Below are 10,931 nucleotides of genomic sequence, written 5' to 3'. Positions count from 1 at the left end.
CCAATCCGTGACTAATCACTTTGTTCTGAATCGACGAGAACTCACTCGGTACCAACCGCATCACTGCGCCAGGTACCTGGTGTTCTCATATCAAAACGTGACCGTCACTTTGTCTTCTAGAAGATCCCCGTTAGAGGATCCGCGAGACGCCGCCGACCACGTTTCTCTTTCTTCTCATATTCAATTGTCAAATAACCGACGATCATTCTGCATCAGCAAAAACCGTCTCTATAATTACCAAAACCACCAAGACAGAGTTACCTTCGAGACCAAACCGTAATCCGGTCCCAGCAGCATCTCAGCCAACTTTTAGCGATTTTTCCAGAACAAAAGAAGTCGTCGCCTGCAGCGCCGCCGCCCTCGTTCTGTGAAGCGGGTTATACTCAGGCCATGCCAAAGCGTCAACAGGCTTTTTGCAAAAATGTCATCTTTCTTCCCCGAGCCGCAAAATCCGGGCAAAACCGCATAGAAAATGTGCGGCGGCTAAGGAAAGGGCAGTTTTCAGAGCCTAAAAACCGCTTTTATCCGCTTATTTCCAATTGATAGTGTAGTGGCCGAATTGAGCAAAGCGGAGACAGACATGCTTGTATTGAACGAGGAGCAGACGCGCGGCGCCCTCCCCTTCCCTGAACTCATAGAGACGATTGCGAACATGTTCCGCAGCGACTGCGTCATGCCGGTGCGCCATCACCATGATATGGACGTGCCTGGCGAGGCGACGGCTGTGATGCTGCTGATGCCGGCCTGGGTGCCGGGCGACCATATCGGCGTCAAAATCCTCAATCTGTTTCCGGACAATCATCTGCGGTCGCTTCCGACAATTATCGGCACTTATCTTCTGTCGTCGGGCAAGACGGGCGAAATGCTGGCCATGGTCGAGGGCGGGGAGCTGACCGCGCGGCGCACTGCGGCGACTTCTGCGCTTGCGGCGCGATATCTGGCGCGAGAGGATGCCAGCACCATGCTGATGGTCGGAACCGGCCGCCTGTCTCTTAATCTGATGGAAGCACATGCGGTTGGAAGGCCGCTCAAACGGTTTCTGATCTGGGGGCGTAATAAAGAGAAAGCGGAAGAGACCGTGCGTCAGGCGCAGACGATCGGACTGGATGCTGTTTTCGCCGGCGATCTCGCCACCGCCGCCAGCGAAGCGGACATTATTTCCTGCGCGACGCTTTCCAGCGAACCGCTGATCCGCGGTGAGTGGCTCAAGCCCGGTTCACATCTCGATCTTATCGGCGCGTATAAACCGACCATGCGCGAAAGCGACGATATGGCAGTTCGGCGATCCTCGCTATTCGTCGATACGCGCGCGGGCGCCCTTAAAGAAGGCGGAGATATCGTTCAGCCGATTCAGGCCGGCATTATTTCCAAGAATGATATCAAGGCGGAGATGGCGGAACTGGCTCACGGGACGCATCCCGGCAGGACGAGTGCTGAAGAAATCACTCTCTTCAAATCGGTGGGCGCCGCACTTGAAGATCTGGCCGGCGCCATCCTCGCTTTCCGGCATGCGAGCGGACAGGTTTCGCGCTGATGTCTGAAGCGCAAAAGGTTGGGTCGATTACGCAAGGCTTGCCGAAACTTCCGGTTACCGAGGTGCTTGGCGACATCACCGCCGCACTTGCCGACGGATTGCGCGCCGTGCTGTCTGCACCCCCGGGGGCCGGCAAGACGACGCTGGTGCCGCTGGCGCTGCTGGACCAGGACTGGTGCGCGGAAAAAATCATTCTGCTCGAACCGCGACGGCTGGCGGCGCGGGCGGCGGCGGCGCGGATGGCGTCACTGCTCGGCGAAAATGTCGGCGAGCGGGTCGGCTATCGTATGCGCCTTGATAATAGAGTGTCAGGCAAAACACGGATCGAGGTGGTGACCGAGGGCGTGTTTGCCCGAATGATCCTCGACGATCCAGAGCTTTCCGGCGTGTCGGCTGTGATCTTCGACGAATTCCATGAACGATCGCTCGATGCGGATTTCGGGTTGGCGCTGGCGCTTGATGTGCAGTCGGCGCTGCGCGACGATCTGCGCATCCTGGTCATGTCGGCAACGCTGGATGTGGAACGGGTAGCGGGATTGCTGAATGATCCGCCAGTGATCAAGAGTGAGGGCAGAAGCTTTCCGATCGATATTCAATATCGGGATCGCGCTCCCAACGAGCGAGTCGAGGATGCGGTCACCAAGGCGATCGTCGGAGCGCATGGGAGCGAGACGGGTTCGATCCTCGCCTTCCTGCCCGGCCAGGCGGAAATCACCCGCACGGTGGAACGGCTCAATGGGCGCTTCGGGGCCGAAACGGTGGTCGTCCCGCTTTACGGCAATCTTTCCCAGAAGGAACAGGATCTGGCGATCAAGCCGGCCCCTGCCGGGACGCGGAAGATCGTGTTGGCGACGTCGATCGCCGAAACCTCGATCACCATCGACGGGGTGAGGATCGTTATCGACAGCGGCATGCAGCGCCTGCCGGTCTTCGAACCCGCGACTGGGATCACGCGGCTGGAAACGGTGCGCGTGTCGCGCGCTTCGGCCGATCAGCGTGCCGGGCGTGCCGGGCGTACGGAACCGGGCATCGCGATAAGGCTCTGGCATGCCGGGCAGACAGCCGCACTTCCAGCTTTTACGCCGCCGCAGATTCTTGCCAGCGATCTTTCCGGCCTGGTGCTCGACCTTGCCCATTGGGGCGTGCAGGATCCGAAGGCGCTTGCCTTTCTCGACCCGCCGCCCGGCCCGGCCTTCAACGAGGCAAAGGTTCTACTGACCCAGCTTGGAGCCTTGGATGTTCAGGGTGGCCTGAACGAGAAAGGGCGGTTGATGCGCGAATTGGCGCTTACGCCGCGGCTTTCGGCCATGGCGATCTCGACGGCCGAGGAAGGATTCTCGCGGACGGCCTGCCTGCTGGCGGTGCTGCTGACCGAACAGGGGCTTGGCGGCAATGACGTCGATCTCGACGAACGGCTGCGGCGCTTCAGGAACGAGCGGGGCGAACGAGCCGAATCGGCACGGAAATTGGCCGAAAGGATCGCCTCAAATCTGCCAAAAGGGCCGCAGAACAATGACGTGCCTTCAGCCGGGCGACTGCTGTTGCATGCCTATCCGGACCGGATCGCCCTGCAGCGCGGTGGTCGCGGGCGGTTCGTGATGGCGAATGGACGCGGCGCGGAGCTGCCGGAAACCGAACGGCTTGCTGCCTCGCAAATGCTGGTGATTGCCGATCTGACCGGGCGGGCGGCGCAGGCGCGTATCCTGGCCGCAGCGGAAACCGGCCGCGCGGAGGTCGAGGCAGAACTTGCCGGCGCGATCGTCCAGAAGGACGAATGTTTCTTCGATCGGGCCAGCCGGCAGGTGCGTGCCCGCAAGGTGACGCGGCTTGGCGCCATCATTTTCGAGGAAAAGCCGCTGCCCCGGCCGACCGGGGAACAGGCGGCACGCGCCCTGGCAGATGGCGTGCGGGAACTTGGCCTGCAGGTTTTGCCATTCTCGAAAGATGGCGCGCAGCTACGTGAGCGGATGGGCTTTTTATATAGATCCATCGGTGAGCCCTGGCCGGACACGAGCGACGATGCGCTGCTCTCGTCACTTGATGATTGGTTCGTACCGTTTCAGGGAAATGTGTCCGGTCTCGACTCGATCAATCCCGGAAGTCTTTCGGACGGGTTGCGATCACTCATTCCCCATTCCGTTTCGCAGGACCTCAACAAGCTGGCGCCGACGCATTTCGAGGCGCCGACGGGAGAGCGGCATCCGATCCGTTACGACGGCGAGGAGCCGGTGCTGGCGATCCGCGTCCAGCAATTGTTCGGGCTGAAGAAACATCCGGCGATTGCGGGAGGCAAGCTACCGCTTCTGCTCGAACTGACCTCGCCGGGACAGAAGCCGATCCAGATCACCCGCGACCTTCCGGGCTTCTGGGCCGGCTCCTGGAAGGATGTACGCTCTGAAATGCGCGGGCGTTATCCGAAACATCCCTGGCCGGAAGACCCGGCGGAGGCGATGCCGACAACGCGTGCCAAACCGCGCGGGACGTGACAGTATGCCGCCTGCGACCTGAAGGCGAGCCGGTTTAAGAAGCAGGCTGACTTTATAAGGTCCTGCGGAAAGACGGGTTCAGGCATTGAGCAGCGACAATTCATCCATGCAGCCATCCTTGCGGCATGCGCAATTCGGTCCATCCAGCCGCCGCATCCGTCTTCAGACGCTGGTGTGGCTGCGCTGGCTGGCGGTGGCCGGCCAGACGATAACGGTTCTGATCGTCGGGCTGCTTCTCAAATTCCCTATTCCGATCCAGGAAGCGGCGGTGCTTGTTGGCGCGCTGGCGATTGCCAACCTGGCGCTGTCGATCTGGTTTCCGCAAACCCATCGGCTCGGGCCAAAATCGGCGCTGGCGCTACTGGGTTTCGACCTGTTGCAGATGGCGGCACTGCTTTTCGTCACCGGCGGACTGGCCAATCCCTTTGCGCCGCTGATCTGCGTGCCCGTCATCATTGCTTTCGCTTCTCAGCCGCTCAGGCATGCTCTGGCGCTCATCATCTTCGCGCTGATCTGCATCACGGTGCTGGCGTTTTCGCCTTATGACGTGCCCTGGTACGAGGGCGAAACGCTGCGCATCCAGCCGGTCATGCAGCTCGGCGTCTGGTGCGCTATTGCCTCGATGATGATGTTTGCGGCTTTTTATGCCTATCGCGTTTCCGTCGAGGCATCGCTTCTGGCCGATGCGCTTGCCGCAACCGAACTTGTGCTGGAACGCGAAAAGCATCTGTCACAGCTCGACGGCCTGGCGGCGGCGGCGGCGCACGAACTCGGTACGCCGCTCGCGACGATCACCGTGGTCGCCAAGGAGATGGAGCGCGAACTTGCCGGCGACGAGCGATATCGGGAAGACGTACAGCTGCTTCGAAGCCAAAGCGAGCGCTGCCGCGATATCCTTCGCCGGCTTACGTCCCTTTCCGCCGAGAACGAGGAACATATGCGGCGACTGCCGCTCTCATCGCTGGTCGAGGATGTGATCGCGCCTCACCGGCAGTTCGGGATCGAGATCGCGCTTGTAGAGAAGAACGGCCGCACAAACGAACCTGTCGGAAACCGAAACGCCGGGATCATCTACGGACTTGGCAATCTCATCGAGAATGCCGTCGATTATGCCAGGAGCAAGGTGACGATCACGGTCGAGCATAATGCCGAACGGGTGGCGATCACCATCGAAGACGATGGTCAGGGTTATGCGCCGGATATTCTTTCGCGCATCGGCGAACCCTATATGACGAAAAGGCCGCGCGAACATGAGAGGGCCGGCGGATTGGGCCTCGGCCTGTTCATCGCCAAGACGCTTCTGGAGCGGTCAGGCGCGACGATCCGGTTCGGCAACCGCGACAATGGCGAGCCCGGTGCGCGTATCAATATCTATTGGCCGCGCTCAGTCATGGATGCCGGCGAAACGAAATGAGTTTGCGATGCCGACGCGACGATGGCGCGACGGGTGATAATGAGCGAAAATGCGGATAGCGTGAAAATCCGCGGAGAAGACAAGAGATGGAAACGCATCTGGAAAAGACGATGGACACTATCGACCACGGGCTTGGCCCGGATCCGACGCTGCTGATCATTGATGACGACGGCCCGTTTCTGCGCCGGCTTGCCCGCGCCATGGAAAGCCGCGGCTTTCTGGTCGATACGGCGGAATCGGTGGCGGAAGGCATTGCCAAGTCAAAAGCCCGCCCGCCGAAATATGCGGTCTGCGACCTGCGGCTGGGCGATGGCAACGGGCTCGACGTGATCGAGGCGATCCGCCAGGGTCGCGAAGACACCAAGGTGATCGTGCTGACCGGCTACGGTAATATCGCCACTGCCGTGACCGCCGTGAAGCTCGGCGCGCTCGATTATCTGGCGAAACCTGCCGATGCGGACGAGATCTTCAACGCGCTGACGCAGCGGCCGGGCGAAAAGGCCGACGTGCCGGAAAATCCGATGTCGGCGGATCGGGTGCGCTGGGAGCATATCCAGCGGGTCTATGAAATGTGCGAGCGCAATGTTTCCGAGACGGCCCGCCGGCTCAACATGCATCGCCGCACGCTGCAGCGCATCCTTGCCAAACGTGCGCCGAAATAAAAGACGTCAGTCGCCGTCCGGGACGGCGTCTTCGAAACTCCTGCCGGCCGCCCACTCCGCCAGCATCAGGCGCTGGGCGGCGGCGCGGGCGAAGTTCAGCATCACCGCCTTGCGTGTCGCGGGCGGCAGCTTGTGTTCCGTGGCCTCGCGCAACATGTGCGCGCCATAACCGTCGGAGAGGAACAGACCGCAGTCTTCCGGAAATATCTCGCGCGGCACGTCCTTGTGGGTGGCGAAAAACAGTCGGTCGCAATAGTTCCGATATTCCGGCCATTTCCGATCGACCTTGAAATCCTCGATCGATGTCTTGATCTCGATGATCCAGACTTCGCCCTTGTCGGATACCGTGATCAGGTCCACACGTCGGCCGCTCGCCAGAACCAGTTCCGGTAGCAGCGCGTGGCGCATGTCGTTGAGCAGGATCTGTACTCCTTTGCGCACCATCATGGCGCGCGCCGACTGGCGCCCATCTATTAACGGATTGTTACCGGCAACGTTGAGTATAGTCATGAATTCCTATCGCGCGGGCAATCATGTTGCAAAAACACAATGGCACTTTGCAATCATGCGCCGGGTGTCTCCCGCTGCGCTGGCGCGGCTTGCCAAGCGCAGTGTAATCGAAAATAACCGATGCACAAAGGCGATCATATGCCTGTCTCAATCGATTCGTTTTCAAGAGATTTCCATGCGCTTCCGCACTAGCATGCTCGTACTCGGCCTGTTGGCAACTGCCGCCCTGGCCGGCTGCTCTTCCACGCTTCCCGGTAACGAGGTCGCCAGCGCCGGTACCGGCGTCAGCTACACCGACAAGATCTTTTCCGACTCTTATGGTTCGGTGAAAGATGCAGGTTACACGCTGCCGGCGATCCCGATCAGCAAGGTGAACAAGGAATTCGTTCGCCAGATCGTCAGCTATCAGACGGCTGAAAAGCCCGGCACGATCATTGTGAACACCCGCGAGCGCCACCTCTATTACACCCTGCCGAACGGCAAGGCGATGCGTTACGGCATCGGCGTCGGCAAGTCCGGTTTTGCATGGTCCGGCACCGCTTACGTCGCCTGGAAGCAGGAATGGCCGACCTGGCATCCGCCGAAGGAAATGGCTGCCCGCCGCCCCGACGTCGCTAAGTATGTCGAAGACGGCATGGGCCCTGGCCTTTCCAACCCGCTCGGTGCCCGCGCCATGTACCTTTTCAACGAAAAGGGCCAGGACACGCTCTTCCGCCTGCACGGCACGCCGGAATGGGCCTCGATCGGCACCGCCGCTTCTTCGGGCTGCATCCGCCTGATCAACCAGGACGTCATCGACCTCTACAGCCGCGTCCGTCCGGGCCGCCAGACCAAGGTCGTCGTTATCCAGTAAGTCGATATTCGACTGGAATGAGAAAAGGCCGCCGGGACATCCCAGGCGGCCTTTTTGTTTTGTCGGGATAGTTGCCCCTCACCCTAACCCTCTCCCCGCATGCGGGGAGAGGGGACGTGCCTCAAGAAGCGTTTCGGCTCGGGTACAACGGTGCGGCATATCCCTTCTCCCCGTCAGAACGGGGAGAAGGTGGCGGCAGCCGGATGAGGGGCTGCGCAACGGTTACTTACCCAGCCAGCTTCGCCTTCAGCTCCAACCGGCGGCGGTGCAGAACCGGCTCCGTATAACCATTCGGCTGCTCCCGCCCCTTCAGCACCAGTTCCAGCGCCGCCTGGAACGCGATCGAGCCATCAAAGTCCTTTGCCATCGGCACATACAGCGGATCGCCGGCATTCTGCCCATCGACGACAGCCGCCATGCGCTTCATCGTCTCGACGATCTGCGCTTCGCTGACCAGTTTGTGGTGCAGCCAGTTCGCCATGTGCTGGGCGGAGATACGCAGCGTCGCGCGGTCTTCCATCAGGCCGACATTGTTGATGTCCGGCACCTTGGAGCAACCGACACCCTGATCGACCCAGCGGACGACATAGCCCAGAATGCCCTGAGCGTTGTTGTCGAGCTCGCGCTGGATTTCTTCAGGCGTCCAGTTCGGCCGCGGCGCGACCGGAACGGAGAGGATGTCGCCAAGTTTGGCGCGGGTGCGGCTCTTCAGGCCGGCTTGGACGGAGGCGACATCAACCTTGTGGTAATGCGTGGCATGCAGCGTCGCAGCCGTCGGCGACGGGACCCAGGCGGTGTTGGCGCCGGCCTTCGGGTGGGCGATCTTCTGCTCCAGCATCGCCGCCATCAGATCCGGCATGGCCCACATGCCCTTGCCGATCTGCGCATGGCCGGACAGGCCGCATTCCAGCCCGATATCGACGTTCCAGTTTTCATAGGCCGCAATCCAGGCCGCCTGTTTCATGTCGCCCTTGCGGATCATCGGGCCGGCCTCCATCGAGGTATGGATCTCATCACCGGTGCGATCGAGGAAGCCGGTATTGATGAACACGACACGCTCGCGCGCCTGGCGGATGCATTCCTTGAGGTTGATCGTGGTGCGACGCTCCTCGTCCATGATGCCCATCTTCATGGTGTTGGTGGGCAGGCCGAGCGCCTGTTCGACACGGGAGAAGATTTCGCAGGCGAAAGCGACCTCTTCCGGTCCGTGCATCTTCGGCTTCACGACATACATCGAGCCTTCGCGGGAATTCTTGCGGCGACCGTTAGGTCCGATATCGTTGATAGTAATCAGCGCGGTGACCATCGCATCCATGATGCCTTCCGGCACTTCGCGGCCTTCGCTGTCGAGGATGGCCGGGTTGGTCATCAGGTGGCCGACATTGCGGATCAGCATCAGCGAGCGGCATTTCAGCTCGAAGGTCGAGCCATCCGGCGCATTGTAGTCGAGATCGGGATTGAGCTTGCGGGTGAACGACTTGCCGCCCTTGGAAACCTCTTCCGTCAGCGTGCCATTCATCAGGCCGAGCCAGTTGCGGTAAACGACGACCTTGTCTTCGGCATCGACGGCCGCAATCGAATCCTCGCAGTCCATGATCGTGGTGAGCGCCGATTCCAGCCAGACGTCGGAAATCCTGGCCGGATCGGTCTTGCCGATGGCCGTCGTCGGGTCGATCAGGATTTCGATATGCAGGCCGTTCTTCTTCAAAAGGATCTGCGTCGGTTCGGCAGCTTCGCCGAGATAGCCGGCAAACTGAGCCGGATCGGCAAGTTCGACGGCCTGGCCATCCTGGGCCGCCCCCTTCAGTTTGCCGTCGGTGACGACGAAGGACGTGACCCCCGTCCAGCTTGAGCCGGAAAGCGGCGCCGACTGATCGAGAAAATCGCGCACCCAGGCGATGACCTTGGCGCCGCGGACCGGGTTATAGCCCTTGCCTTTTTCCGCCCCATCCGTTTCCGGAATGGCATCCGTGCCGTAAAGCGCATCGTAGAGCGAACCCCAGCGGGCATTGGCTGCATTCAGCGCATAACGGGCATTCATGACCGGCACGACAAGCTGCGGGCCGGCGAGCGTCGCAATTTCCGGATCGACGTTCTCGGTCGACACCTTGAAGTCCGGACCTTCCGGCAGAAGGTAACCGATGTCGCGCAGGAAGGCTTCGTAGACGCCGAGATCGCTGGGAGCACCGTTCTTGCGGTACCATTCGTCGATCATCACCTGAAAGGCATCGCGCTTGGCGAGCAGCTCGCGGTTCTTCGGCGCGAGATCGTGGACGATCTTGGAAAATTCGGAGAAGAAGAGTTCGGCATCGACGCCGGTGCCCGGCAGGGCCTCATCGACTAGGAAATCATGGAGCTTCTCGTCGATCGCGAGACCGTTCTTTTCGATGCGTGCCATTATGCGCTCCCCATACAGGATCATTTCAGGATTGTTTGGGCGAAGTCTCGATTGCGCGGCACCAAATAGCAATCGCGCAAATTTCACATGACTTATGCCGTTTCGGAAATAATTCCAGCGTCGACCGACTTCTCCCAGGGCGGGATCGGCCCATAAAGATCGCTCAGGAATTCGATGAAGGCGCGAACCTTCGATGGAAGATGCTGGCGGCTGGGATAGACTGCCGAAATCGAGACGTTTTTCGAACCTTCATAATCCGGCATCACCCGCACCAGCCGGCCTTCTTTCAGCTCGCCGCCGATATCCCAGGTGGAGCGCAGCGCGATACCGAGACCGGCAATCACCGCCTCGCGGATCACCTCGCTGGAATTGGTGGCAAGCCTGCCGGCGGGGCGATAGACCAGCGGTCCGGCAGGGCTTTCCAGCCGCCAGGGCTCGCCGTTATGGGGCGACAGGCACTGGTGATTGACCAGATCGTCCATCGTCGGGGGCATGCCGAACCGTTCGACATAAGACGGCGCGGCGCAGAGAATACGCCGCACTTGCACCAGCTTGCGGGCGATCAGGCTCGAATCCTTCAGCTCCGAAATGCGGATCGCCACATCGAAACCTTCCGCGATGATGTCGGTGAACTCATCCGACAACGTGAGATCGATGGACAGCCGCGGATGCGCCTGCATGAAACTAGGAAGATGCGGCGCGATATGCATGCGACCAAACGATGTCGGTGCCGAGATCCGCAGGTTTCCGGTAATTTCGGTCGATTCGCCGGAGACGAACTGTTCGGCATCCTCGATGCCGGTGAGGAGATGCCCGATACGGTCGTAAAATCCCTTGCCGGCATCCGTCAGGCCGATCTGGCGGGTGGTTCGCTGCAAAAGCCGGGTGCCGAGCTGCTGCTCCAGCCGCTTGATGCGCTTGGACACCACGGCGGGCGAAATGCCGAGCGACTTGGCCGCCGCGGACATGTTGCCGCTTGCCGCAACCTTGACGAAGATTTCCAGGTCACCGAGGTTGGTGATCACTCGATTTTTTCCTCATTGGAATAAATACCGAGAGACCACATACAGCTTC

The 10,931-nt window shown here is 60.5% G+C and carries 8 protein-coding genes; 5 read left to right on the top strand and 3 right to left on the bottom strand.

The window, feature by feature from the left end; translation table 11 throughout:
* Positions 1-580 precede the first annotated feature (580 nt).
* The 4 genes from lhpI to KX729_RS24420 all read left to right on the top strand — a co-directional run bounded on the left by lhpI (position 581) and on the right by KX729_RS24420 (position 6,096).
* The gene (gene lhpI, locus KX729_RS24435) at positions 581-1,534 is read left to right on the top strand and encodes a bifunctional Delta(1)-pyrroline-2-carboxylate/Delta(1)-piperideine-2-carboxylate reductase (RefSeq protein WP_219745088.1); all 954 of its coding nucleotides are present in this window, start codon (positions 581-583) and stop codon (positions 1,532-1,534) included.
* Positions 1,534-4,020, top strand: coding sequence for an ATP-dependent helicase HrpB (hrpB, locus tag KX729_RS24430; protein ID WP_219745087.1), 2,487 nt, complete (start codon positions 1,534-1,536; stop codon positions 4,018-4,020). The genes lhpI and hrpB overlap by 1 nt, the downstream gene beginning before the upstream one ends.
* 106 nt (positions 4,021-4,126) lie before the next feature.
* Entirely contained in the window at positions 4,127-5,434 is a 1,308-nt protein-coding gene (locus KX729_RS24425) for an ActS/PrrB/RegB family redox-sensitive histidine kinase (RefSeq protein ID WP_219745086.1), read from the top strand.
* Between the two features lie 86 nt (positions 5,435-5,520).
* Positions 5,521-6,096, top strand: a complete 576-nt coding sequence (locus tag KX729_RS24420) for an ActR/PrrA/RegA family redox response regulator transcription factor (protein ID WP_281423259.1) — start codon at positions 5,521-5,523, stop codon at positions 6,094-6,096.
* 6 nt (positions 6,097-6,102) lie between these two features.
* Here KX729_RS24420 and KX729_RS24415 read toward each other — a convergent pair whose 3' ends face one another.
* Entirely contained in the window at positions 6,103-6,606 is a 504-nt protein-coding gene (locus KX729_RS24415; protein WP_219745085.1) for an MmcB family DNA repair protein, read from the bottom strand.
* A gap of 175 nt (positions 6,607-6,781) precedes the next feature.
* On the opposite strand from KX729_RS24415, the gene KX729_RS24410 reads away from it, so the two are divergent.
* Positions 6,782-7,459, top strand: coding sequence for a L,D-transpeptidase (locus KX729_RS24410; RefSeq protein ID WP_219745084.1), 678 nt, complete (start codon positions 6,782-6,784; stop codon positions 7,457-7,459).
* Positions 7,460-7,685: 226 nt separating this feature from the next.
* Here the strand turns inward: KX729_RS24410 and KX729_RS24405 are convergent, their stop codons facing one another.
* Together KX729_RS24405 and KX729_RS24400 are read right to left on the bottom strand one after the other, a co-directional pair.
* On the bottom strand, positions 7,686-9,857 hold the full coding sequence (locus KX729_RS24405) for a malate synthase G (RefSeq protein ID WP_219745083.1): 2,172 nt from the start codon (positions 9,855-9,857) through the stop codon (positions 7,686-7,688).
* Between the two features lie 92 nt (positions 9,858-9,949).
* Entirely contained in the window at positions 9,950-10,879 is a 930-nt protein-coding gene (locus KX729_RS24400; protein WP_219745106.1) for a LysR family transcriptional regulator, read from the bottom strand.
* Positions 10,880-10,931: the final 52 nt, after the last annotated feature.

The sequence above is a fragment of the Neorhizobium populisoli genome (assembly GCF_019430945.1).
Classification (GTDB): domain Bacteria; phylum Pseudomonadota; class Alphaproteobacteria; order Rhizobiales; family Rhizobiaceae; genus Neorhizobium; species Neorhizobium populisoli.
The sequence above is the reverse complement of the archived record's forward strand: the minus strand, read 5'-3'. Positions and strand labels throughout refer to the sequence as shown.

Coding starts and splice junctions, on each gene's coding strand:
- lhpI (WP_219745088.1), top strand. CDS start 581: ATGCTTGTATTGAACGAGGAGCAGACGCGCGGCGCCCTCCCCTTCCCT.
- hrpB (WP_219745087.1), top strand. CDS start 1,534: ATGTCTGAAGCGCAAAAGGTTGGGTCGATTACGCAAGGCTTGCCGAAA.
- KX729_RS24425 (WP_219745086.1), top strand. CDS start 4,127: ATGCAGCCATCCTTGCGGCATGCGCAATTCGGTCCATCCAGCCGCCGC.
- KX729_RS24420 (WP_281423259.1), top strand. CDS start 5,521: ATGGAAACGCATCTGGAAAAGACGATGGACACTATCGACCACGGGCTT.
- KX729_RS24415 (WP_219745085.1), bottom strand. CDS start 6,606: ATGACTATACTCAACGTTGCCGGTAACAATCCGTTAATAGATGGGCGC.
- KX729_RS24410 (WP_219745084.1), top strand. CDS start 6,782: ATGCGCTTCCGCACTAGCATGCTCGTACTCGGCCTGTTGGCAACTGCC.
- KX729_RS24405 (WP_219745083.1), bottom strand. CDS start 9,857: ATGGCACGCATCGAAAAGAACGGTCTCGCGATCGACGAGAAGCTCCAT.